This window comes from Curtobacterium sp. VKM Ac-1393, from assembly GCF_015350995.1.
Classification (GTDB): Bacteria; Actinomycetota; Actinomycetes; order Actinomycetales; family Microbacteriaceae; genus Curtobacterium.
Map to the genome: position 1 here is coordinate 76,211 of NZ_JADKRW010000007.1, position 24,249 is coordinate 100,459.

At 71.4% G+C, this 24,249-nt stretch carries 21 protein-coding genes; 16 read left to right on the plus strand and 5 right to left on the minus strand.

Translation table 11 applies throughout. The features are described 5' to 3' along the window. Positions 1-54: 54 nt before the first annotated feature. The 10 genes from ITJ59_RS15865 to ITJ59_RS15910 all read left to right on the plus strand — a co-directional run bounded on the left by ITJ59_RS15865 (position 55) and on the right by ITJ59_RS15910 (position 11,642). The gene (locus tag ITJ59_RS15865; RefSeq protein WP_228511657.1) at positions 55-1,251 is read left to right on the plus strand and encodes a Gfo/Idh/MocA family protein; all 1,197 of its coding nucleotides are present in this window, start codon (positions 55-57) and stop codon (positions 1,249-1,251) included. Then, on the plus strand, positions 1,248-1,955 hold the full coding sequence (locus ITJ59_RS15870; RefSeq protein WP_194652267.1) for a ThuA domain-containing protein: 708 nt from the start codon (positions 1,248-1,250) through the stop codon (positions 1,953-1,955). The genes ITJ59_RS15865 and ITJ59_RS15870 overlap by 4 nt, the downstream gene beginning before the upstream one ends. Next, entirely contained in the window at positions 1,952-3,052 is a 1,101-nt protein-coding gene (locus ITJ59_RS15875; RefSeq protein WP_194652268.1) for a Gfo/Idh/MocA family protein, read from the plus strand. The genes ITJ59_RS15870 and ITJ59_RS15875 overlap by 4 nt, the downstream gene beginning before the upstream one ends. 52 nt (positions 3,053-3,104) lie before the next feature. Further along, positions 3,105-4,202: a sugar phosphate isomerase/epimerase family protein gene (locus ITJ59_RS15880; RefSeq protein WP_194652269.1), complete on the plus strand. Its 1,098-nt coding sequence runs from the start codon at positions 3,105-3,107 to the stop codon at positions 4,200-4,202. A gap of 107 nt (positions 4,203-4,309) precedes the next feature. Then, the gene (locus ITJ59_RS15885; protein ID WP_194652270.1) at positions 4,310-5,668 is read left to right on the plus strand and encodes an ROK family transcriptional regulator; all 1,359 of its coding nucleotides are present in this window, start codon (positions 4,310-4,312) and stop codon (positions 5,666-5,668) included. Then, entirely contained in the window at positions 5,665-6,702 is a 1,038-nt protein-coding gene (locus ITJ59_RS15890; RefSeq protein WP_194652271.1) for an NAD(P)-dependent alcohol dehydrogenase, read from the plus strand. The genes ITJ59_RS15885 and ITJ59_RS15890 overlap by 4 nt, the downstream gene beginning before the upstream one ends. 113 nt (positions 6,703-6,815) lie before the next feature. Further along, the gene (locus ITJ59_RS15895) at positions 6,816-8,198 is read left to right on the plus strand and encodes an MFS transporter (RefSeq protein ID WP_194652272.1); all 1,383 of its coding nucleotides are present in this window, start codon (positions 6,816-6,818) and stop codon (positions 8,196-8,198) included. Positions 8,199-8,400: 202 nt separating this feature from the next. Further along, complete coding sequence (gene glmU / locus ITJ59_RS15900) at positions 8,401-9,828, plus strand: bifunctional UDP-N-acetylglucosamine diphosphorylase/glucosamine-1-phosphate N-acetyltransferase GlmU (RefSeq protein WP_194652273.1); 1,428 nt, start codon at positions 8,401-8,403, stop codon at positions 9,826-9,828. A gap of 60 nt (positions 9,829-9,888) precedes the next feature. Further along, positions 9,889-10,866, plus strand: coding sequence for a ribose-phosphate diphosphokinase (locus ITJ59_RS15905; protein WP_194652274.1), 978 nt, complete (start codon positions 9,889-9,891; stop codon positions 10,864-10,866). Then, entirely contained in the window at positions 10,863-11,642 is a 780-nt protein-coding gene (locus ITJ59_RS15910; RefSeq protein WP_194652275.1) for a putative protein N(5)-glutamine methyltransferase, read from the plus strand. The genes ITJ59_RS15905 and ITJ59_RS15910 overlap by 4 nt, the downstream gene beginning before the upstream one ends. A gap of 172 nt (positions 11,643-11,814) precedes the next feature. Here ITJ59_RS15910 and ITJ59_RS15915 read toward each other — a convergent pair whose 3' ends face one another. Then, complete coding sequence (locus ITJ59_RS15915; protein ID WP_416354876.1) at positions 11,815-13,383, minus strand: molybdopterin-dependent oxidoreductase; 1,569 nt, start codon at positions 13,381-13,383, stop codon at positions 11,815-11,817. A 254-nt stretch (positions 13,384-13,637) separates the two neighbouring features. Between ITJ59_RS15915 and ITJ59_RS15920 the strand changes: the two genes are divergently transcribed. Continuing rightward, entirely contained in the window at positions 13,638-14,261 is a 624-nt protein-coding gene (locus ITJ59_RS15920; RefSeq protein ID WP_194652276.1) for a hypothetical protein, read from the plus strand. Between the two features lie 94 nt (positions 14,262-14,355). Here ITJ59_RS15920 and gndA read toward each other — a convergent pair whose 3' ends face one another. After that, the gene (gene gndA / locus ITJ59_RS15925) at positions 14,356-15,813 is read right to left on the minus strand and encodes an NADP-dependent phosphogluconate dehydrogenase (RefSeq protein WP_194652277.1); all 1,458 of its coding nucleotides are present in this window, start codon (positions 15,811-15,813) and stop codon (positions 14,356-14,358) included. A 110-nt stretch (positions 15,814-15,923) separates the two neighbouring features. Here gndA and ITJ59_RS15930 point away from each other — a divergent pair, with 110 nt between their 5' ends. Continuing rightward, entirely contained in the window at positions 15,924-16,463 is a 540-nt protein-coding gene (locus ITJ59_RS15930) for a gluconokinase (protein WP_194652278.1), read from the plus strand. A 239-nt stretch (positions 16,464-16,702) separates the two neighbouring features. Here ITJ59_RS15930 and ITJ59_RS15935 read toward each other — a convergent pair whose 3' ends face one another. After that, the gene (locus ITJ59_RS15935) at positions 16,703-17,299 is read right to left on the minus strand and encodes a class I SAM-dependent methyltransferase (RefSeq protein ID WP_194652279.1); all 597 of its coding nucleotides are present in this window, start codon (positions 17,297-17,299) and stop codon (positions 16,703-16,705) included. A 77-nt stretch (positions 17,300-17,376) separates the two neighbouring features. On the opposite strand from ITJ59_RS15935, the gene ITJ59_RS15940 reads away from it, so the two are divergent. Next, positions 17,377-18,174, plus strand: a complete 798-nt coding sequence (locus ITJ59_RS15940; RefSeq protein ID WP_194652280.1) for a sugar phosphate isomerase/epimerase family protein — start codon at positions 17,377-17,379, stop codon at positions 18,172-18,174. Here the strand turns inward: ITJ59_RS15940 and uxaC are convergent. Further along, complete coding sequence (gene uxaC / locus ITJ59_RS15945) at positions 18,164-19,597, minus strand: glucuronate isomerase (RefSeq protein WP_194652281.1); 1,434 nt, start codon at positions 19,595-19,597, stop codon at positions 18,164-18,166. The genes ITJ59_RS15940 and uxaC overlap by 11 nt on opposite strands. Before the next feature lie 100 nt (positions 19,598-19,697). After that, positions 19,698-20,780, minus strand: coding sequence for a LacI family DNA-binding transcriptional regulator (locus tag ITJ59_RS15950; RefSeq protein ID WP_416354877.1), 1,083 nt, complete (start codon positions 20,778-20,780; stop codon positions 19,698-19,700). Between the two features lie 122 nt (positions 20,781-20,902). Here ITJ59_RS15950 and ITJ59_RS15955 point away from each other — a divergent pair, with 122 nt between their 5' ends. The 3 genes from ITJ59_RS15955 to ITJ59_RS15965 are packed head-to-tail and all read left to right on the plus strand — an operon-like array spanning position 20,903 to position 24,239. Then, positions 20,903-22,261 (plus strand): ABC transporter substrate-binding protein, encoded by a 1,359-nt coding sequence (locus ITJ59_RS15955; protein WP_194652282.1) that lies wholly within the window; start codon positions 20,903-20,905, stop codon positions 22,259-22,261. Next, complete coding sequence (locus ITJ59_RS15960) at positions 22,261-23,283, plus strand: carbohydrate ABC transporter permease (RefSeq protein WP_194652283.1); 1,023 nt, start codon at positions 22,261-22,263, stop codon at positions 23,281-23,283. Before ITJ59_RS15955 ends, ITJ59_RS15960 begins: the two co-directional genes overlap by 1 nt. Beyond that, positions 23,280-24,239 (plus strand): carbohydrate ABC transporter permease, encoded by a 960-nt coding sequence (locus tag ITJ59_RS15965; RefSeq protein ID WP_194652284.1) that lies wholly within the window; start codon positions 23,280-23,282, stop codon positions 24,237-24,239. The genes ITJ59_RS15960 and ITJ59_RS15965 overlap by 4 nt, the downstream gene beginning before the upstream one ends. Positions 24,240-24,249 lie beyond the last annotated feature (10 nt).

Here is a 24,249-nt window from a genome sequence, read left to right on the forward strand (position 1 = left end):
ACATAAGCGGTAGTGTTGGCTGTGGCAAGGACGTGATCGCAAAGGAGCGAGCGGATGGCAAGTGTGTCGACGGCACAGGAACGACTGCGGGTCGCCATGATCGGGCACGGCTTCATGGGAGCCGCGCACTCACAGGCGTGGCGGACCGCCCCCAGGTTCTTCGACCTCGGGGTCGAACCCGAGATGGCGGTGATCGTCGGCCGCGATCCGGAACGCACCGAAGCCGCCCGGGTGCAGTACGGCTGGCAGACCGCCTCCACCGACTGGCGTGCCGTCGTGGCCGACCCGGACATCGACGTCGTCGACATCGTGTCACCCGGCTCGTCGCACGTCGAGATCGCCATCGCCGCGCTCGAGGCCGGCAAGCACGTCCTGTGCGAGAAGCCCCTCGCCAACACCGTCGAACAGGCCGAGGCGATGACTGCGGCCGCCGACGCCGCTCGGGCGCACGGGGTCCGCGCCATGGTCGGGTTCAGCTACCGCCGGGTGCCGGCCATCGCCCTGGCCCGGCAGCTCGTGCAGGACGGCCGGATCGGGACCGTCCGCCAGGTCCGCGCGCTGTACCTGCAGGACTGGTTGGCCGACGCCGAGGGCCCGATGACCTGGCGGCTCGACAAGTCGCTCGCCGGGTCGGGTGCGCTCGGTGACATCGGTGCGCACGCGATCGACCTGGTCGAGCACGTCACCGGCGCGTCGCTCGCCACGGTGTCCGGCACGCTCGAGACCTTCGTCACCGAGCGGCCGCTCATGGCCGAGGGCGTCGGACTGTCCGGCACCGCCTCCGAGGAGCGCGGCCAGGTCACGGTGGACGACGCGGCGTTCTTCACCGCCCGACTCGGTGGCGGCGCAGCCGACGGCGCGATCGGCACGTTCGAGGCCACGCGCTACGCCACCGGTCGCAAGAACGGCCTGACGCTCGAGATCAGCGGGTCCGAGGGGGCGATCCAGTTCGACCTCGAGTCCATGAACGAACTGCGGCTGTACGAGTCGTCGGCACCCGCGGGGGAGCAGGGCTTCCGGCGCATCCTGGTCACCGAACCCGAGCACCCCTACATGGCGGCGTGGTGGCCCACCGGACACCTCATCGGGTACGAGCACACCTTCAGCCACCAGGTGAAGGACTTCGTCGAGGCGATCGTCGCCGGCACCGACCCGTCGCCGTCGTTCGCGGACGGCCTGCACGTGCAGCGGGTGCTCGACGCCGTCGAACGCAGTGCCGCCGACGGCAGCAGCTGGACGGTGACCTCGTGACCGCCGCCGACGGCACACGCCAGGCGCTCGTCGTCCGCGGGGGCTGGGACGGCCACCAGCCCGTCGAGACCACCGACCTGTTCGTCCCGTTCCTGCGCGACCACGGGTTCGCGGTCCGGGTGTCGGACTCGACGGCCGTCTACGCCGACGCCGCCGTCATGGACGAGGTCGACCTGATCGTGCAGGTGGTCACCATGTCGACCATCGCCGACGACGAGTTCGCCGGGCTGCAGCGCGCGGTGCTGAACGGCGCCGGACTGGCCGGCTGGCACGGCGGGATCGCGGACGCGTTCCGGAACACCGCCGACTACCTGCACATGGTGGGCGGTCAGTTCGCGCACCACGCCGGCAAACACCCCGACGAGCGCGTCGGGGAACAGTCCGACAACTACATCCCGTACACGGTGCACCTCACCGACCTCGGGCGGTCGCACCCGATCACGCAGGGCATCGAGGACTTCGACCTCGTCACCGAGCAGTACTGGGTGCTGTCCGACGAGTACAACGACGTGCTCGCGACCACCACGCAGGAAGCGCGGGACTTCGACGCCTGGAACCGACCGGTCACGGCGCCGGCGATCTGGACCCGGCAGTGGGGACAGGGGCGCGTGTTCGTCTCGGCCCCCGGGCACCGGCTCGAGGTCGTCGAGTCGCAGCCACTCCGCACCATCATCGAACGGGGACTCCTGTGGGCAGCACGATGAACGAACCCGTCCTCCGCGTCGGGGTGGTGGGCGTCGGCGTGATCAGCCAGCAGTACTTCGAGCACTTCCCGTCCCTGCCCGGCCTGTCGCTCATCGCGGTCGCCGACCTCGACGTCGAACGCGCGCAGGCGGTCGGTGCCGCCCAGGGCGTGCGGGGCACCAGTGTCGACGAGCTGCTGGCGGCCGACGACGTCGACGTGGTCCTCAACCTGACGATCCCGGCCGCGCACGCCGACATCGCCACCCGGGCGCTCGCCGCGGGCAAGCACGTCTACGGCGAGAAGCCCCTGGCGATGTCCACGGCCGAGGCCGAACCGGTGCTCGAGGCCGCCCGGACCGCGGGCCTGCGGGTCGGCAGCGCCCCGGACACCGTGCTCGGCACCGGGATCCAGACCGCTCGGGCCGCTCTCGACGACGGCCTGATCGGCACCCCGGTCGGCGCAGCGGTCGCCTGGAGCGCCCCCGGGCACGAGCTCTGGCACCCGGCGCCCGCGTTCTACTACCAGCCCGGTGGCGGCCCGCTGCTCGACATGGGCCCGTACTACCTGACCAGCCTTGTCAGCTTCTTCGGCCCGGTCGTCCGGGTGAGCGGCAGCGCCACGCGCTCCACCCGCGAGCGGACCATCGCGACCGGACCGAACGCCGGCACCGTGATCCCCGTCGACATCGACACCCACGTGGTCGCGATCCTCGAACACGAGAACGGCGTCGTCTCGACCGTCACCGTCTCGTTCGAGGTCTGGGCCACCCGGGCGCCGCTCTTCGAGGTGTACGGCACGGCCGGCACCCTCGGTGTGCCGGACCCGAACCGGTTCTCGGACCCGGTGTCGATCGCCACGGCGGACGACCGCGAGTGGCGCGAACTGCCGGTGTCCGCCGGGTACGCCGACGCCGGCCGTGGGTACGGTCTCGCCGACCTGGCGCACGCGATCGCCACGGGCCGTCCGCACCGGGCCTCCGGCGACCTCGCGTTCCATGTGCTCGAGGTGATGGAGGCCGTCTCGGCCGCTGCCCGCGACCACACGGTAGTCGACGTGCACTCGCGCGTCGACCGACCCGCCACCGTCCCCGCCGGGTCCGCCCCCGGGTCGTGGTGACGACGCTCGATCACAGCACGGACCCCGACCACCGCACGGAAGGACGACGACGATGACGACGACGGACGCGAGCGACCAGACGGAGCCGACCCGGGCCTCCCGTCCGATCACGCTGTTCACCGGACAGTGGGCCGACCTGCCCTTCGAGGAGGTCGCCCGGCTCGCCGGCGACTGGGGGTACGACGGACTCGAGATCGCCTGCTGGGGCGACCACCTGGACGTCCGGCGCGCCGCGACGGACCCCTCGTACGTCGCCGAGCGCAAGGCGATCCTGGAACGCAACGGCCTGCAGGTGTGGACCATCGCGAACCACCTGGTCGGCCAGGCCGTGTGCGACGACCCCATCGACCAGCGGCACGAGGACATCCTGCCGCCGCACGTCTGGGGCGACGGCGACCCCGAGGGCGTCCGGCAGCGCGCTGCCGAGGAACTCCAGTGGACCGCACGCGCGGCCGCGGCACTCGGCGTCGACACCGTCACCGGGTTCTCCGGCTCGTCGATCTGGAAGACCGTCGCGGGCTTCCCGCCGGTCCCGCAGAGCATGATCGACGCCGGGTACCAGGACTTCCACGACCGCTGGTCGCCGATCCTCGACGTGTTCGAGCAGGTGGGGGTCCGCTTCGCGCTCGAGGTGCACCCGTCCGAGATCGCCTACGACTACTGGACCGCCAAGCGCACGCTGGAGGTCTTCGCGGACCGGCCGGCGTTCGGGTTCAACTTCGATCCGTCGCACTTCGTCTGGCAGGACCTCGACCCCGCCGCGTTCCTGCTCGACTTCGCCGACCGGGTCTACCACGTGCACTGCAAGGAGTCGGTGAAGCAGCTCGACGGGCGCAACGGCCGGCTCGGCTCGCACCTGCCGTGGGGCGACCCGCGCCGCGGCTGGGACTTCGTGACCGCCGGACACGGTGACGTGCCGTGGGAGCGGGTGTTCCGTGTGCTGAACCACATCGGGTACACCGGCCCGACGAGCGTCGAGTGGGAGGACGCCGGCATGGACCGGCTCGTCGGCGGGCCCGAGGCGCTGGCGTTCGTCCGGCGGCTCGGCACGATCGCGCCGCCGTCGGCCTCGTTCGACGCCGCGTTCTCGCGGTCGCGGGGGAGCGCCGGGGCTGAGCCGGGGCCGAGCCGGGGTCGAGACTCGCGCTGAGCGACACTCCTCGGGCCCGCGAGCGCGAGGACTGTCGCCCAGCGCGAGACTCGGCGCAGCCCCACCCACCGACGCAACCGACCAACCGACCGACGAGGAGGAGGCCCATGGTCCGGCAACCGACCGCGACACCCGGCAACGCCGCACGCGTCCTCCGCATCGTGCACGAGGACGGCCCGGTCACCCGAGCCGAACTCACCCGGCGCACCGGCCTGAACCGCTCGACGATCCTGGCGCTCGTCGGCGAACTCGTCGAGGGCGGACTCGTGCTCGAGGAAGTGCCGTCCGCCGGCACCCCGGGCGTCGGGGTCGGGCGGCCCAGCGGTGTCGTGCGGGCCTCGGGCGACGTGCTCGCCGCCGCCGTCACGGTCGAGATCGACGCGGTCGGGGTGGCCCTCGTCGCCCTCGACGGCACCGTGCGCGACCGGCTCGTCGAGCCACAGGCCACCGTGCCGACGGCAGCCCAGGCGATCGACGCGGTCGAACGGATCCTCGGCGTGCTGAGCGCCCGGACCGCCACGCGCGCCAGGACGGCCCCCGGCGCCCGGATCGTCGGCACCGGCGTCGCGGTCCCCGGCATCGTGCGCGTCGAGGACGGCACCGTCCGCAACGCCCCACACCTCGGCTGGCGCGACGAACCACTCGCGGTGCCGCTCGCCGAACGTCTCGGCCTGCCGGTCCGTGCCGCGAACGACGCCAACCTCGGTGCCTGGGCCGAACGCCTGTACGGCAGCGCCCGCGGAGTCGACGCCCTCGTGTACCTGAACGGCGGCGCGAGCGGCATCGGTGGCGGGATCGTCAGCGCCGGACGGCCCTTCAGCGGCGCCGACGGGTACGCGGGGGAACTCGGCCACACCTTCGTGGCGGCGAACGGCATCCGGTGCCACTGCGGCGCCGTCGGGTGCCTCGAGACCGAGGCGTCGCGGTCGGCGCTCACCGACGTCACCGCGACACTGCCCGACGACCTCGACGCGCTCGCCGCAGCGCTCGCCGAGCACCGGCCCGAGGTCGAGCGGGTGGTCGACCGTCAGGTGACGGCGCTCGCCACGGCGCTCCGCAACGCCATCCACACCGTCGACCCCGAGGTCGTGGTGCTCGGCGGGTTCCTCAGCACCCTGCTCGGACACGTCGGGGACCGTGTCGAGAACGACGTCCGGGCGCAGACGATGGCCGCGATGACCGACCGGCTGCGCATCGTGCCGGCAGCCCTCGGGCGGGACGTCCTGGTCCGCGGCGCCGCCGAACTCGGGTTCCGCGACCTGCTGCGCGACCCGACGGCGGCCCGGCTCGACCCGACGGCGGCCCGGCGCGACCCGACGCCGGCCCGGCGCGACCCGACGCCGGCCCGGCGCGACCCGAGGTCCGCTCCAGCCGACACCACCACCACGCCCACCCGCGCACCCGACCGCACCACCACCCACACGTCCGACCGCGACGACGCGGCCGAGGAAGCGAGAACCCCATGACCTCCATCCAGCGCCAGCGCACCAGCGTGCTGCTCGGCACCCAGGACCTGACCGTCGAGGACCGCCCCGTGCCCGAGGTCGAGCCCGGCGACGTGCTCGTCCGGGTCGCCGCCGTCGGGGTGTGCGGCTCCGACGTGCACTACTACCGCCACGGCCGCATCGGGGACTTCGTCGTCGAGGAACCCCTCGTCCTCGGCCACGAGCTCTCCGGCACGATCACGGCGGTCGGCGCGGGCGTCGACCCCGCGCGCGTCGGCGAACGCGTCGCGGTGGAACCGCAGCGTCCCTGCCACCGGTGCGCGCAGTGCCTGGCCGGCCGCTACAACCTGTGCCCGCACATGCGCTTCTACGCGACGCCGCCGGTGGACGGTGCCTTCGCCGAGTTCGTCACGATCGAGGCCGAGTTCGCCCACGCCCTGCCCGATTCGGTCTCGTTCGAGGCCGGTGCGCTGCTCGAACCCCTGTCCGTCGGGATCGCCGCGGTCCGCAAGGCCGGCATCGTGCCCGGTTCCTCGGTGCTCATCGCCGGTGCCGGTCCGATCGGGATCATCTGCGCACAGGCCGCGCGGGCGTTCGGTGCCACCCGGATCGTCGTCAGCGACCTGGTGCCCGAGCGTCGCTCGCGGGCGTTGCAGTACGGGGCCACCGAGGTCGTCGACCCGACCGTGGTGTCCGTCGCCTCCGACATCGCCCCGGTCGACGCCTTCATCGACGCCAGCGGTGCGCCCCGTGCGGTGTCGGACGGCATCAAGGCCGTCGGACCGGCCGGCGCCGCGGTGCTCGTCGGGCTCGGCAACTCCGAGATGACCCTGCCGGTCGAGCACATCCAGAACCTCGAGGTCACGGTCACCGGGATCTTCCGGTACACGGGCACGTGGCCGGTCGCGATCGGGCTCGTCGCCTCCGGACAGATCGACCTCGACTCGCTCGTCACGGGGCGGTTCGGTCTCGGCGAGGTCCGCGAGGCACTCGAGAGCGACACCGACCCCGAGTCCCTCAAGTCGGTTGTCTACCCCGGCGGCGTCCCCGCCTGAGCGCGCACGGTGCGGACGGGAGGCGCGTGGCCAGGCCGCCACGGGCCTCCCGTCCGGCACGTGACCCGGAACGGGGCCACCGGCGCGTCACCGGGACGCGCTACGGTTCGCGCATGACCGCTTCTCCGGCCGCCGTGGTGCCGCAGCGCACCGACCGGCGCGCGCTCGTCTCGTGGGCGCTGTGGGACTGGGGCTCCGCGGCGTTCAACGCCGTCGTCACCACGTTCGTGTTCAGCACGTACCTGGCCAGCCGGGCGTTCGTCGACCCGGCGAAGGTGGCCGACACCTCGGCCGCGGGGAAGGCGCTCGTCGAACGCGAGCTCGCCCACAACGCCGCCGTCGTCTCCACCGCGCTGACCATCGCCGGCATCGTCGTCGCGCTCGTGGCCCCGGCGATCGGGCGCCTCGCGGACTCGTCCGGGCACCGCCGCCGGTCCGTCCTCATCGCCACGATCGGCATCGTGCTCTCGATCGGCGGGATGGTCTTCGTCGCACCGAGCCAGCCGTACCTGGTGCTCGGAGCGGCGCTGCTCGGAATCGGGACGGTCGCCTACGAGATCGCCAGCGTCGGCTACAACGCGATGATCGGGCAGGTCGCCTCGGGGGAGCGAACCGGTCGGGTCTCCGCGATCGGGTGGGCAGCCGGGTACTTCGGCGGCATCGTGCTGCTCGTGTTGCTGCTCGTGCTGTGCATCCAGGACTTCCGGGGCGACGGCGTCGTCGGCGGGCTGCTGCAGCTGCCGGCGACCGTCGCGACCGGGCAGTGGGACGTCCGCGTCGCGATCGGCATCGCCGCCGTGTGGCTCGCGGTCAGCTCGATCCCGCTCTTCATCGTCGTGCCCGAGGCCGCACCCGACCGCCGGCACACCGGTGGCGTGCTCGGGGCCTACCGGGACCTCGGGCGGGACATCGCCCGGCTCTGGCGTGAGCGGCGGAACGTGCTCGCGTTCCTGGTCGCCAGCGCGGTGTTCCGCGACGGCGTCGGCGCGGTGTTCACCTTCGGCGGGATCATCGCGGCGCAGGTGTTCGGGTTCAGCGCGTCTCAGGTCATCCTGTTCGCCATCGCCGCGAACGTCGTCGCCGGCATCGCCACGTTCGTCTCCGGCAGGCTCGACGACCGCTTCGGCTCACGCGCGCTCATCATGGTGTCGCTCGTCGGGCTCGTCGTCTGTGGACTCGGAGTGCTCGCCGCCGGTACCCGGACCGAGTGGTTCTGGGTGCTCGGACTCACGCTGGCGCTGTTCGTCGGGCCGGTGCAGTCGTCGTCGCGGGCGTACCTGGCGCGGCTCGCGACCCCCGGCCGCGAGGGCGAGCTCTTCGGCCTCTACGCCACCACCGGCCGTGCGGCGTCGTTCCTCGCACCGGCGCTGTTCGGCGTCGCCGTGACGATCGGCGGCTCGACCCGGTTCGGCATCCTGGGGATCGTGGTGGTGCTCGTCGTGGGGCTGGTGCTCATGGCGTTCGTGCGGGCGGAGCCGCGGGTCGTGCGCGCGTAGGTGTTCGGGCGGAGCTGGTCGTTTCGGGCATAGCTGGTCTGTTCGGGCGTACCTGGTCAGTTCTTCCGACCCGGTACGCCCGTTTCCGTTTTCCATCGCGGCCGTTCTGGGAAGGAACTGCACAGGTGCGGTTGTGCGCACGGTTCTGCACAGGGCCGCGGTTCCACCGGACTCCGCAGCGTGCGTGCGCCAGGATGGAGGCATGACCGACCAGCGCATCGCCGTCGTCGTCCTCGCCGCCGGGCAGGGCACGCGCATGAAGTCCTCCACGCCCAAGGTGTTGCACCGGCTCGCCGGGCTGCCACTCATCGCGCACGTCCTGCGGACGGCGTCGTCCCTCGGACCGGAGCACGTCGCGGTGGTCGTGCGGCACGAGCGTGACCTGGTCGCTGCCGAGATCACCGAGCGCGCCCCCGACGCGATCGTCGTCGACCAGGACGACGTCCCCGGCACCGGTCGTGCGGTCGAGGTCGCGATCCAGGCGCTGCCGGCCGACTTCGACGGTGCTGTCGTGGTGCTGTCCGGCGACGTCCCGCTGCTCGACGCGGTGTCGCTCCGCACCCTGGTCGACGCACACCTCGGGGCGGCGAACGCCGTGACCCTCGTCAGCGCGATCGCACCCGACCCGACCGGTCTCGGGCGCGTGGTGCGGGACGGCTCCGGGTCGTTCGTCGGGGTGGTGGAGCACAAGGACGCGACGGCGGAGCAGCTCGCCATCACCGAGACGAACGCCGGCATCTACGCCTTCGACGCCGCGCACCTGCGGGCCGTGCTGCCGTCGCTGACGACCGCCAACGCCCAGGGCGAGAAGTACATCACCGACGCGCCGACCCTGATCGCGGGGCGCGGGGGGATCATCGACGTCGTCACGCTCACCGACCCGTGGCTCGTCGCCGGCATCAACGACCGCGCGCAGCTGTCCGACGCCGCCCGCGAGCTCAACGCCCGGATCGTCCGTCGGCACCAGCTCGCCGGCGTCACCGTGCAGGACCCGGCGACGACCTGGATCGACCTCGACGTCACGATCGAGGCGGATGCCGAGGTGCTGCCCGGCACCCAGCTCCTCGGCGCCACCGCGATCGCCGCGGGTGCCGTGGTCGGGCCGGACACCACGCTGCGCGACACCGAGGTCGGTGTCGGCGCGACGGTGAACCGGGTCGACGCGACCCTCGCGGTCATCGGCGACGGCGCCTCGGTCGGGCCGTTCGCCTACCTGCGCCCGGGCACGATCCTCGGTGACCAGGGCAAGATCGGCACCTTCGTGGAGACGAAGAACGCGAAGATCGGCCGCGGCAGCAAGGTGCCGCACCTGTCGTACATCGGGGATGCCGAGGTCGGCGAGGACTCGAACATCGGCGCGAACACCATCACCGCGAACTACGACGGCGTGCACAAGCACCGCACCGAGGTCGGCTCACACGTTCGTACAGGCTCGCACAACGTGTTCGTCGCCCCCGTTAGGATTGGTGACGGTGCGTACACGGGCGCCGGAACGACGGTCCGCAAGGACGTTCCGGCCGGATCGCTCGCGATCAGCTACGCCCCACAGCGCAACACCGACGGATGGGTCGCGGAACACCGACCCGGCACACCGGCGGCCGAGGCTGCTCGGCACGCGAACGGCGAATAGATCCTGGCGACCACCGGTCGTCGACATCGACCCCACGGGGTCAGGGAGTGAGCACCGCACTTGTCCGGAATCAAGACAACCGGCCAGAAACGACTCGTCCTCGTCTCGGGGCGAGCACACCCGGCGCTCTCGGCCGAGATCGCAGAGGAACTCGGTGTCGACCTGGTCCCCACCGACGCCCGGACGTTCGCGAACGGTGAGCTGTACGTCCGGTTCGACGAGTCGGTCCGTGGGTGCGACGCCTTCGTCATCCAATCGCACACGGCGCCGATCAACGAGTGGCTCATGGAGCAGCTCATCATCGTCGACGCGCTGAAGCGTGCCTCGGCCAAGCGCATCACGGTCGTCGCGCCGTTCTACCCGTACGCCCGTCAGGACAAGAAGGGCCGTGGCCGCGAGCCGATCTCGGCCCGTCTGGTCGCCGACCTGTTCAAGGCCGCGGGCGCGCACCGCATCATGAGCGTCGACCTGCACGCCGCCCAGATCCAGGGGTTCTTCGACGGCCCGGTCGACCACCTGTTCGCCATGCCGGTCCTGCTCGAGCACTTCAAGGCGATCCTCGACCCGTCGATGCTGACGGTGGTGTCGCCGGACATGGGGCGCGTCCGCGTCGCCGACATCTGGTCCGAGAAGCTCGGTGCGCCGCTGGCAATCATCCACAAGCGTCGCGACCCGCTGGTCCCGAACCAGGTCACCGTGCACGAGATCGTCGGTGACGTGTCCGGTCGCTGGTGCCTGCTCGTCGACGACCTCATCGACACCGGCCGCACGATCGCCAAGGCCGCCGAGGCGCTCAAGGCCGCCGGCGCGATCGGCGTCGTCGTCGCCGCGACCCACGCCGTGTTCTCGGACCCGGCGACCGAGCTGCTGCAGAGCGAGTTCATCGACCGCGTCGTCGTCACCGACACCCTGCCGGTGCCGGTCGAGAAGCGCTGGGACCGCCTCGAGATCCTGCCGATCGCTCCGCTGCTGGCCCGCGCCATCCACGAGGTCTTCGACGACGGGTCCGTCACGTCCATGTTCGACGGAGCCGCTTGACCCATCCCGCGCGTGACGCCCTCGCGGTCCGGCTCCGGGCCGCGGGGAGCGTCTTCGCCGAGGACGAAGCCGACCTGCTCCTCGAAGCAGGCGCCGGTGAGCCCGTCCGCCTCCGGTCCCTCGTCCAGCGTCGCCTCGCGGGCGAACCGCTCGAGTACGTCCTCGGGTGGGCCGCCTTCGACGGGCACCGCATCCGCGTGACCCCAGGGGTGTTCGTCCCGCGGTCCCGCACGACCGTCGTCGTCGAGCAGGCCGCTCGTCGTCTGCAGCGCTACGACCGCGTGATCGACCTGTGCTGCGGTGCCGGGGCGATCTCCGTGGCGTTGTTCGGCCGTGTCGGTGCACTCGACCTCGTGGCGACCGACATCGACCCTGATGCGGTCGACGTCGCGGCCGAGAACATCGGCGACCGCGGCATCGTCGTCGACGGTGACCTGTTCGCGCCGTTGCCCGTGCGCTTCCGTGGCGCGGTCGACGTCATCGCGGTGAACGCTCCCTACGTGCCGACCGAGTCGATCGCGATGATGCCGGCCGAGGCCCGTGAACACGAACACCGCATCGCGCTCGACGGTGGCGCCGACGGGCTCGACCTGCACCGGCGGATCGCCGCGGGAGCGGGGGAGTGGCTCCGTCCCGGTGGCGCGGTCGTCATCGAGGTGTCGGCGGCTCAGGCGGACGCGTCGGCTGCGGCGTTCGCGTCGGCCGGGTTCGTGACCGCGGTCGAGCGGGACGACGACGTCGACGGCACCTGCATCGTCGCGACGCTCCCCGCCTGATCCGCTCGCGTTCGCCGAAGTCGCACAACACGCCGCTCACGTCCGCCGAGGTAGCACGGACGACCGTTCGGACGCTCGACATGCCGAGATTTCGGAACCTCGACGACCGGCAGACGGCGTGCCGCGCGGCCCGCGGACCAGGACTCGGACCCGCGCCGCGCCCCGCGCCGCACTACTTCGCGTCGACCGTCACCGACGCCCACCCGGTGGCACCGTTCGGCGCGGGCGGCCGTTCGACGCTCGTCTGCACCTCACCGTCGGCACTCGTGGCACGGACCTCGATCGTGTGCGAGCCCGCCGTCGGCGTCCACCGCAGCACCCACTGGCGCCAGGTGTCCGCGGACACCGAGTCCGCCAGGTCCGCCTGCTGCCACGCACCGCCGCCGACCCGGACCTGCACTGCCTTGACGCCGGTGTGCGGCTGCCAGGCGACCCCGGCGATGGCGACCTGCTTGCCGGCGGTCACGCTGGCGCCGTTCCGCGGGGTGTCGATGCGGGACTCGAGCTTCACGGGTCCGCGTTCCGACCAGCCGCGCGGCGTCCAGTAGCCCTGGGCGTCGGCGAACCGGGTGACCTCCATCTCGGTTACCCACTTCGTCGCCGAGACGTAGCCGAACAGCCCGGGCACGACCATCCGCACGGGGAACCCGTGCTCGGCGGGGAGCGGCTCGCCGTTCATGCCGACGGCAAGCATCGCCTGGGTACCGTCGTCCTGCAGCACGTCGAGGGGCGTCCCGGCGGTGAACCCGTCGATGCTCCGCGACAACACCATGTCGGCGTCACCGGTCGGCTTCGCACGGGCCAGGAGCTCGCGGATCGGGTAGCCGAGCCAGAGGGCGTTGCCGATCAGGTCGCCGCCGACCTCGTTCGACACGCAGCTCAGGGTGGCCATGTGCTCTTCGAGCGGCAGCGCCAGCAGTTCGTCCCAGGTCAGCGTGACCTCGTTCTCGACGGCACCGTGGATGCGCAGGCTCCAGTCGGCGGGGTCGATCGAGGGGACGCGCAGCGCGGTGTCGATCCGGTAGAAGTCGGCGTTCGATGTGACGTAGGGCGTGATGCCAGTCACGTCGAGCGACGCCCCGGACGGCACCGCCGGTGCGGCCTCCGCCGGCGCGGGCAGGTGGATCGCCCGTCGGATGGCGGCGGTGCGCTGCATCGCGGCCGACCCGAGTCGAGCGCCGGTCCCGACGACGAGCGCGAGCGCCGCGGCGGTGACCGACCACGCGATGAACCCACGGCGCTCGGGCAGGGGCTCGGTGGAGCGGGAGGGTATCGCGGCGGCGGACTCCCACCTGCGCAGCCGTGCGGTGAGCAGGCGGAGCACGATGATCGCGGCCGCCACGCCGAGCACCGACGGCGCACCGTCCCACATGCCGGACCCGGACCGGGTGGTGACCGCCACGAGCGAGAGCGCGCCCCCGGCGGCGAACACCAGTGCTCCGAACGGCGGACGGACGCGCTCGAGGATCCCCGCCCCGGCCGAGATCGCCAGCATCAGCACACCCATCAGGGTGAAGAGCGCGACCTTGTCACCCGTCCCGAACAGGCTGACCATCAGGTCCTTGGCTCCGGGCGGCGCCAGGTCGATGACCGCCGACCCGACCGCCACGAGCGGGCTGCCGGCGCCGCCGAGCACCACGGCGCCGAGTTCGGCGGCCGCCAGGAAGGCGAGGACGGCCACGACGCCGCTGGCCGCGGCCAGCAGGCGCGGCCGCATCGGAGTTCCGCTGGTGGGCACCATCCGATGCTAGATCGGCGTGCTGTGAGCGGGACCGCAGAGCGGACGGGAGGCCCGTGGCGGGCCCGCCACGGGCCTCCCGTCCGCCGGTCCCGTCGCCGCCACCGACGTGGTCGCCATGCGTTCACCGGGTGCCGGTGGGGTTCACCGGTGGGGCGTGCGAGGATCGTGGAGTGCCGAGGCGTCCTGATCGAGTCCCACGCTTCGGACGCGCCCAGCGGTCCGGTCGCACGCCGATGTCGGCGGCGCGACGCCTCATGACGTTGCGCTGGGTGATCGTGGGCATCTGGGCTGCGCTGCTGACGACCCGGATCATCGTCGTCGGGGCGGCGCCGGATGCCGACCTGTCCTGGTACGGGATCGTCGAGTTCGGTGCGATCGCGGTGGGCATCACGGTCATCGTGGTCGCGGTGTTCCGCGCCGCGGCGGTGCGACGACGGCACGCGGACGAAGCGCTCGCGCTCGCGATCCGCCGGATCGACCCCACCGTCTGGCTCGTGCCGGCGGCACCGACGACCGAACTGCGTGACGCGATCGCCGAGGTCCGGCCCGAGGTCACCCTCGGCGCGCGGGTGACCTGGGCGTTCGGGGCGACCGAGGCGTCCCTGTGGGAACTCGACGATCGCAAGGCCACACGGTTGCTCGTGATCCGGTGGAGTCGGGTCGTGCACGTCGGCATCGAGGACGTCGACGGTGACGGCGATCGTGCTGATGCCCGTCGGGCGTGTGCGGTCGCGATCCACTACGTCCGGCCGGACGACACCCCGGCCGTCGCGACCTTCTTCGTGCGGACCGCCCCCGGGTCGCGTCGACTGCTCGGCCGGGGGCCGCGGCTGGACCGGCTCGTGGCGGACCTGGCGCGCGAGCGCATCGTCGCCTGACCCGAGCGCGCCCGCGAGCCGTCACCTCGTGTCCTGGCAGGGGAAGGGCCCCGCCGGTCGGCGGAGCCCTTCGCGGGTGCGGTCGTGCCGCGGTCTAGTGGGTGGACGGTTCCTGGTCGACCTCGCGGCGGTCGTCGTCGGACCACAGCGTGTGGAAGGTGCCGTCCTTGTCGATGCGCTGGTAGGTGTGCGCTCCGAAGAAGTCGCGCTGCCCCTGGATGAGCGAGGCGGGCAGCCGCTCGGAGGCGAGCGAGTCGAAGTACGACAACGCCGACGAGAAGCCCGGGGCGGGGATCCCCGACGCGGCAGCGATCCCGACGATGCGTCGCCAGGCGGCTTCGCCCTCGTGCACGGCGTTCGCGAAGTACGGGTCGACGAGCAGGCTCTCGAGCGAGGGGTTCTTGTCGTACGCCTCGACGATGCGGTTGAGGAACTGGGCGCGGATGATGCAGCCGCCGCGCCAGATCTTCGCCACGTTGCCGAGGTCGATGTCCCAGCCGTACTCCTTCGCCCCGGCGATGATCAGGTCGAACCCCTGCGCGTAGGCGACGACCTTGGATGCGTAGAGCGCCGCACGGACGTCGTCCTCGAAGCCGTCGGGGACTTCGGCGATGTCGGGCCGGTCCGGGAACGCCTGCTGCACGGCGGCACGCTGCGACGGCTTCGACGACACCGCACGAGCGAACACGGCCTCGCCGATGCCGGACACCGGGATGCCGAGGCCGACGGCGTTCTGCACGGTCCACACGCCGGTGCCCTTGGAACCCGCTTCGTCGCGGATGACGTCGACGAGGAACTCGCCGGAATCAGCATCGCGCTGCTTCAGGACCTCGACCGTGATCTCGATCAGGTAGGACTCGAGGTCGCCGCCGTTCCACTCCTGGAACACCCCGACCAGGTCGTCCACGGAGAGCCCGCCGACGCGGCGGAGCAGGTCGTACGACTCGGCGATGAGCTGCATGTCGGCGTACTCGATGCCGTTGTGCACCATCTTGACGAAGTGGCCGGCACCGTCGGTGCCGATGTGGGTCACACAGGGCTCGCCCTCGGCGACCGCGGCGATCGACTTCAGGATCGGACCGAGGGTCTCCCAGGCCTCCTTCGAGCCGCCGGGCATGATCGACGGGCCCTTGAGCGCACCCTCTTCGCCGCCGGAGATGCCGGTGCCGACGAAGTTGAGGCCCTTCTCGCGCAGGTCGTGCTCGCGCCGGATGGTGTCGTGGAAGTTGGCGTTGCCGCCGTCGACGATGATGTCGCCTTCCTCGAACTTGTCGGCGAGCTGCGAGATCACGGCGTCGGTGCCCTTGCCGGCCTGCACCATGATGATCGCCGTGCGCGGCTTGCTCAGCGACGCCACGAAGTCGTCGATGTCCTCGGAAGCGATGAAGCCGGCGTCGCCGTGCTCCGTGATGAGTTCTTCGGTGCGGGCGTAGGTGCGGTTGTAGACCGCGACCGTGTTGCCCTCACGCGACGCGAGGTTGCGTGCGAGGTTCGACCCCATGACGGCGAGGCCGATCACCCCGATGTTCGCCTGACCAGTGCTGTCTGCCACGAAAGTCTCCTTTGTCCGAACGTGCCACCAACCTACGGTCGGCACCCTGAGACCGCACGGGTGTTACGGCAACTGGGGATCACTGTTCACCGCATCAATACTGTGGAGGGATGACCGCCACCGCTGTCCTCCCGCCCGTCCTCGTCATGGGCGTGTCCGGTTCCGGCAAGTCCACGATCGGTCAGGCGCTGGCCGACGCGCTCGCTGAGCAAGGCGAACCGACCGTGTTCGTCGACGCCGACGACCTGCACCCGGCCGCGAACAAGGAGAAGATGCGGCAGGGCATCCCGCTCACCGACGACGACCGGTGGCCGTGGCTCGACGCCTGCGCGGATCGGATCGCAGCGGTCGAAGCGTCCGGGCACCGCTGCGTGATGGCGAACTCGGCCCTGAAGCGCGTCTACCGCGACCGGCTCCGGCAGTCGGTGCCGGGGCTCGTCATCGCGTTCCTCGACGGCTCGCACGACCTGATCGCCGAGCGACAGGCGCACCGGCACCACGAGTACATGCCGTCGTCGCTGCTCGACTCCCAGTTCGCCACGCTCGAGCGGCCGCAGGCGGACGAGGCCGCCGTCGACGTGTCGATCGACGGGCCGGTCGACGGCACGGTGACGACGATCCTCGCGGCGCTGTCGGTCACTTCCGCCTGAGCTCGGACAGATGGGCGCGGTACTGCTCGGCGCTCGGCGCCCGGCGCCCGTGACCGCGCGCAACTCGTCGCCTTCGCCCACGGGACCGGCGTCGTCATCCCTGGCTGGCAGCCCTGATGCCCCGGTACGCTTCCAGGGTGGACGTCATACGCACTGATCTCGATGCCCTGCTCGATCGTGCGATCGCCGAGTACGCCGACGCGCTGACCCGCCTGGCGACCCGCCAGCGCTGAACGGACTCACCGCCGCGTCGCGCGGATGGCGGCGTGCGGCCGTCGTCCCGGATCGAGCCGGCCCCTGACGTCCACCACGTCGAACCCGTGGTCGTCGAGCACCTCCGCCAGCGCGCTCGTCGGCCACCGGTACGCCGTGATGACCGCGTGGTCGAAGGTCTCGATCGAGGGCCCCTCGAAGAACCCGACCAGCAGGCCGCCGCCCGGCCTGAGCACCCTGTGGAACTCGGCGAAGACCTCGCCGACGCATGACGGATCGTGGTGGATCACGGAGTACCAGGCGAGCACCCCGTCGACGCTGCCGTCGTCGAGGCCGGTGGACTCGATCGCGCCCAGGCGGAAGTCGACGCCGTCGTGCGCGCGTCGTGCGTGCTCGACGAAGGGTGCGACCGCGTCGATGCCGATCACCGCGTGCCCACGATCCGCCAGGTGTGCGGCCCAGTGCCCCGGCCCGCACCCTGCGTCGAGGATGCGCGCACCGGATCCCGACGCCCAGGCCTCGACCTGTGTTCGGTCCTCGTCGTGGACGGCCGTCATCGATCCGAGGAGCTCCGCGTACTCGCCCGCACGGTCGCCGTACGCAGCGATGACGTCGAGGTCCATCGTCCGACCGTACCGGCACTGGTGGCAACGGACGGCAACAGACGCCGTCGGCATCGCGGACGAGTTGCATGGACCGCATGTCGTCCAGCGGACTCGGCGTCGTTGCCGGAGCAGAACTGACCGAGGTGGTCCGCCGCGCCGGCGCTGACCACGTGGAGCCGACGATCGCCGGCAACCTCGCGGTCCGCGACGGAACGGGGTGGCGGCGGAACGAGGTCTACGCCGGTCAGCGGTTCCCGTCCTTCGCCGTCCTGGTGCCCGGCGACCTCCCGCTGCTGAACACGGAGCTCGGTACCGTCCGGTCGTACTTCGCGTCGGTCCTGCCGATCGTGCGGTCGGTCGCGGAACCGGGCGCGACGATCGTCTTCGGGTCGGGGACCGCTCGGAACGCCCCCGACGGCATGGCGGGCGACGATGCCCTGCGCCGGTTCGCCGAGGTGGTCCGGACCGCGCGCGACGTCGCCGCCGAGAACGACCTGCTGATCGCGGCGGAGCCGTTGAGCCGCTCCGAGACCAACGTCCTGCACACCGTCGAGGAGACCGTGGCGTTCCTCGACGCCCATGACCTGGCCGGTGTCGGCGTCGTGGCCGACCTGTTCCACATCCGGAACGAGGGCGAGTCGTTCGATGTCCTGCGGCGCCACGGCGACCGGATCGGGCACGTGCACCTCAGCGATCCGGACCGGCGGCCGCCCGGCACGGTCGACGACGTGTGGCGCGAGTTCCTCGCGGCCCTGCACGACGGTGGCCACCGGGGCGCCGTCTCGCTCGAGTGCCGATGGGCGCCCGACGCCGACACCGCGGAGGCCGAGATCCGTTCCGCGCTGGAACGCGTCCGCAGCGTCGCGGCCGCGGCCCGCACCGCTACAGCTTGAACGTCGCCCGCGGGATGTCGGACACGATCCGCCCCGCGGTGCGGACGGCGTCCTCCTCCGAGATCTCGTGCGTGACGACGAGGGACGCCAGGTACGCCGCGTCCGCTCGCCGCGCCATGTCGTGCCGCGCGGGGATGGAGCAGTACGCCCGGGTGTCGTCGATGAACCCGGACGTCTTCGTGAACGACGCCGAGTCGGTGATCGCGGAACGGTAGCGCCCGATCGCCGCCGGGGTGTCGATGAACCACCACGGCGCACCGGCGTACACGGCCGGGTAGAAGCCGGCGAGCGGGCCGATCTCGCGTGAGAACACGGTCTCGTCGACGGTGAAGAGCACGAGGTGGAAGCCCGGGGCGGTCCCGAACGACTCGAGCAACGGCCGCAGCGGCGTGGTGAACGACCCGACGGCGGGCAGGTCGTGCCCGGTGTCCGGTCCGAAGCGCTCGAGCGTCGGTGCGTGGTGGTTCCGGATGATGCCGGGGTGCAGTTGCATGACCAGGCCGTCCTCGACGCTCATCTCGGCCCAGCGGTAGAGCATGTCGTGCCGGTACGCGGTGGCGTCCGCGGTCGAGACGTCCCCGCGGAGCGCTGCAGCGTGGATGCGTTCGCGTTCGGTGGCGGACAGGGGCGCGGACCCGGCGTCGAGCACCCCGGTGTCCGTGGCGGTCGCGCCGTGCTCGATGAAGTACTGGCGACGTGCGCGCAGTGCTGCCAGCAGCCCTGCGTGGGTCCCCGTGTCGATGCCGGCAGCCTGTCCGATGGACGCGACCACGGGCCTCCAGTCCGAGCGTGACGGGTCGAACACGGCGTCCGCGCGGAAGGTGGGGACCACCCGGCCGGTGAACGCGGGGTCGGCGGCGAGCTGCGCGTGCGCGGTGAGGTCGTCGGCGGGGCCGTCGGTGGTGGCGAGTACCTCGATGCCGAAGGTGTCGAACAGGGCGCGTGGGCGGAAGGCGGGTGAGGCCAACAGACCGGCGATGTGGTCGTACTGGGCGTCGGCGTTCGCGCCCGACGGCTGCTCCGTCAACCCGAAGACGTCGTGCAGCTCCGTCTCGAACCAGTAGCGCACGGGGGTACCGAGGAAGTCGTCCCAGTGGTCTGCCAGGTTCCGCCAGATGGCGCGACCGGGAGGCACGGGGCTGGTCCCCGACAGATCGGCGCGCCCCAGCGCGGCCAGGTCCACCCCGTTCGCGTGCAGCAGGCGGAGCACGTAGTGGTCGGGCGTGATGAGGAGCGACGCCGGGTCGCTGAAGGGCTGGTCCGCGGCGATGACCGCCGCGTCGACGTGCCCGTGCGGGGAGAGGATCGGCGCGTCCTTGACCGAGTCGTAGACGGTGCGCGCCACCTGTCGCGCACCGGGGTCGGCGGGGAACAGCCGGTCCGGGTGCGGGGCGAGGCGGGTGGCGGTGCTGGTCTGGGTCATCATCGACTCCTTCGGGGACGGCGGGGACGGCGGGGACGGCGGGGACGGCGGGGACGGCGGGGACGGAGGGGACGGCGGGGACGGCGGGTGAGCGCCGGCGTCAGGCGGGTGCGGGCCCGGTCGACTCCCGGACGGTCAGGTGGGTGGGCAGTGCGACGGCGCCGGTCACGTGCTCGCCGGGAAGCTCGTCGGCGGGGTCGCCCTCGAGCCGTCCGAGCAGCATCCGGATGGCGACCCGGCCGGCCCGTTCGATCGGCGAGGTCATCGTGGTGAGCGGCGGGTTGCAGAAGTCGGCGCCGAAGATGTCGTCGCAGCCGACGATGCTCATGTCCTCGGGGACCCGCACGCCGCGTTCCCGGAGCCGAGCGAGCATGCCGATGGCGATCAGGTCGTTGAAGGCGATGCAGGCGGTGGCCCCGGCGTGCACGGCGGCGTCGGCCGCTGCGGCTCCGGAGTCGACGAACGGCGCGTGCGGCCCGATGCGGGCGACGCGCACACCGAGGCGCTTCGCGACCCGCACGAGCGCCTTCCACCGGCGTTCGTTCGACCACGAGCTGTCCGGGCCGGCGACGTAGAGCACGTCGCGGTGGCCCAGGGAGACGAGGTGCTGCACGGCCTGCTCGACGCCGCCGGGGGTGTCGATGAGCACCGAGGGCACCCCGGCGGGGCGACGGTTGACGACGACGAGGGGGATCCGTTCGGCGAACCGGGCGATCTGCGCGTCGGACAGGCGCGATGCGGTGAGGACGACACCGTCGGCCTTCGTGCCGATGGAGCTCAGGGTGGCGAGCTCGGCGTCGGCGGACTCCTCGGTGTCGACGAGCAGTTGCGTCCACCCGGCGCCGGCGAGCTGGTGCTGCGTGCCACGGATGACGTCGAAGTAGAACGGGTTGGTGATGTCCGAGACGAGCACGGCGACGGCACGGGTGCGGCCGGACGTCAGGGCACGTGCCTGCGAGTTGGCGACGTAGCCGAGTTCGCGGGCCGCGTGTTGGATGCGCTCCTGCGTGGTGTGGTTGACACGGTCGGGCATGGAGAGCGCACGCGAGACGGTCGACGGGGCGACGCCGGTGGCGTCGGCGATGTCCCGGATGGTCACGCGCCGGGCGGCGGAGCGACCCGCGCCGGCGTCGGTGCCGAGGCCGCTGCCGGCGCCGGAGACGTCCGTGTCTGTGCTGCTCACGAGCCCGAACGTATTCGCGTCTGGCAACAAGTGGCAACCGGTTGCCGGATGTTGCCAACGGCGGAACAGTGGTGCCACCGGGCAGCGCCGCCCGGAGGAGGTCTCGAGGAGGAAACCCCCGGATGAACAGAACACGGCTGAAGCCCCGCACCCTCGTCGGTGCCGTCGCGGTGATCGCCCTCGCCGCTCTCTCCCTGCAGGGCTGCTCCGTGGTGAACGGCAGCGGCGACGACCCGAACACCCTCCGCGTGATGATGGGCGCGGACACCACGTACCCCAAGGAGCGCAAGCAGTGGCAGCAGGACACCGCTGCCGAGTTCAAGCGCACCACCGGCGCGGACATCCAGTGGGAGACCTACTCGTCCGCGCAGGAGGAGTTGACCGCGATCCAGACCAGCGTCATCTCCGGCCAGGGCCCCGACGTCTACGCCATCGGCACCACGTTCACCCCCACCGCCTACGCCACCGGCGCCTTCGTCGAGATGGGGTCGAAGGAGTGGAAGGCCATCGGCGGCAAGGACCAGTTCGACCCGGCCTCGTTCGGCATCTCGGGGCCGAGCGACTCGAAGCAGATCGGCATCCCGTTCGCCAGCCGTCCGTTCGTGATGGCCGTCAACAAGGACCTGCTCGCGAAGGCCGGCATCACCGAGATGCCGACCACGTGGGACGAACTCACCGCGGACGCGAAGGCCACCACGGGTGACGGACACCACGGCATGGCGATCGCCTACGCCGACGGCTTCGACCCGTGGAAGTTCGTGTGGGGCATGGCGCAGAACGCCGGCAACACCATCGTCTCGAAGGACGGCACGGCCGAGATCGACAGCGATGCCGTCGCGAACGCCTACCGGACCTACTTCGACTGGATCACGAAGGACGGCGTCGTCGACAAGGCTGCGATCGGCTGGAACAACGCGCAGGCCCTGGCCCAGTTCACCGAGGGCAAGGCCGCGTTCTTCCCGATGACGACCACCACCGCGATCAACTCGTTCACGGACACCGAGGTCGACGGCAAGTACGAGTTCGCGCTGCTCCCCACCGTCCCACCGGGTGCGAGCGAGCGGCCCGCCGACGGCATCGAGGCCGCGAGCATCCTGTCCGGCGACAACTGGGTGGTGGCCGACTACGGCACCAAGCAGCAGCTGTCGTTCGACTTCATCAAGCAGCTCAGCGCGCCGAAGGCCCAGCTCGAGTACTACGACCTGTTCGGCAACCTGCCGACCAACGCGTCCGCTGCCGCCGACCTCGCCGCCGACAACCCGCAACTGAAGCCGATCATCGACGCCGGCCGCCTGTCCAAGCCGACCGCCTTCACCGGCGCCTGGTCCGACATCCAGCTCGCCCTGGTCGACGTGGTCGTGCAGTCGATCCCGTCGCTCAAGAGCGGTGAGGTCACCGACGACCAGCTCCGTGCGCGACTCGAAGCAGCACAGCGCGACGCCCAGTCCACGCTCGACCGTCAGAAGAACGGAGGTCTGTGATGACCGCCATGCAGACCAAGCCGCAGCAGCGCGCACCGCAGACGGTCCGCCCGCACGGCACGACGCCGCTGTACAAGAAGGAGCGTCCGCTCTGGATGCTCATCCCCGGCGGCGTCCTCATGCTCGCCGTCATCGTGGTGCCGCTCCTGGTGGGCTTCTTCATCGCGATGCTCGACCTGGACCAGTACACGCTGCGCCAGTGGTTCAGCGCCCCGTTCATCGGCTTCGCGAACTTCGCCGAGGCCTTCACGAACTCGCCGCTGCTCCACTCGATCTGGATCTCGGTGTCGCTCTCGGTGCTGGTCACCGCGGTCACCGTGCCGATCGGCGTCGCGGCGGCGATCTCCACGCAGAACCGGTTCCCGGGGCGCGGTCTCGTCCGGTCGATCTACCTGATCCCGTACGTGCTGCCCGCGTTCGTCGTCGGCACGTTCTTCCGCACGATGCTGCAGCCGCAGGGCGTCGTGAACTCGATCCTGCACACCGACGTGCTCTGGCTGAACGGCTCCGCGTCGTACTGGGCGCTCGCCGGCGTGATGATCTGGACGAGCTGGCCGTTCGTCTACCTGCTGTCGCTCGCCGGACTGCAGGCCGTGGACAACGAGGTGCACGAGGCCGCCGCACTCGACGGGGTGACCTGGTGGGCGAAGCTGCGCTACATCATCTTCCCGTACCTGCGCGGGCCGCTCAGCCTGGCGGTGATCATCGCGATCCTGCACAACATCAACAACTTCACCCTGCCGTTCGTGCTCTTCGGCATCCCGCTGCCGTCGAGCGTCGAGGTGATGCCCGTCCTGACGTACATCGCGAGCTTCCAGTCGTTCCGGTTCGGTCTGTCGGCCGCGATGGCGATCTGCTCGCTCGTCATCGTCGCCATCCCGCTGTTCGTCTACCTGCGGGCGGTCAAGCTCGACACCGGTGACGACGCGGGCCCCGACCGGAAGCAGCGTCGTGCGGACCGCGCGACCCTGGCCGGCGCCCCCGCCCCGACCGCCGCCGACATCGACGGAGCACGCGCATGAGCACACCGAGCTCGACCTTCAGCACCCGCACCCGCCCCACCGCGACGCTCACCGAGAGCATCACGACCGGCGATCGCGGGCGGCCCCACAAGCGTCCCTACGACACCGACGTCACCCGGCTCCTGCCCCGCTGGCTGCTCGTCGTGGTGATCGCCGTCATCGTCGCGTTCATCGCCGTCCCGGTCCTGTACATCCTGTTCGGCTCGGTGAACTCGGACGTCGCCGTCGCCCGCGGCGAGTACTTCCCGTCCGAGTTCACGCTGTCGAACTACGTCGAGATCTGGTCGACGGTCGCCCTCGGCGAGGGGCTGGTGAACTCGATGCTCACCGCCGGTGCGGTCGCCATCGCGAGTGCGGCGCTCGCCGTGTCCACCGCCTACGTGCTGGTCCGGTTCCGGTTCCTCGGCCGCCTGACCATCCTGCGCGGGCTCCTCGCGCTGCAGTCGATCCCCGGCACGCTCCTGCTGCTGCCCGTGTTCGTGGTCTTCTCGAACATCGCCAGTGCCACGGGCGTGCAGATCATCGGCACCCGCTGGGGCCTGTTCGTCACCTACCTGACGTTCGCCCTGCCGTTCTCGACCTGGGTGATGGTCACGTACCTGCGTGGCCTGCCGAAGGAGCTCGAGGAAGCCGCGCGCATCGACGGCGCGTCGAGCACCAAGATCCTGACGAAGATCGTCCTGCCGTTGTCGTGGCCCGGCATCGTCGTCTCGGCGATCTTCGCCTTCCTGCTCGGCTGGAACGACGTCCTGTTCTCCACGATCATGACGACCCCGAACACCCGGACGGTGGCCGTGGTCCTGCAGGTGCTCGGGACCGCGCAAGAAGGCGGTGCGGTGCCGATCTACGGCCAGATGATGGCCGCCTCGATCGTCTGCGCCGTGCCGGTCGTCGCCCTGTACCTCATCTTCCAGCGCTACCTGGTGGGCGGCCTGACGGCCGGCTCCGTCAAGTAGCGCGAGTTGT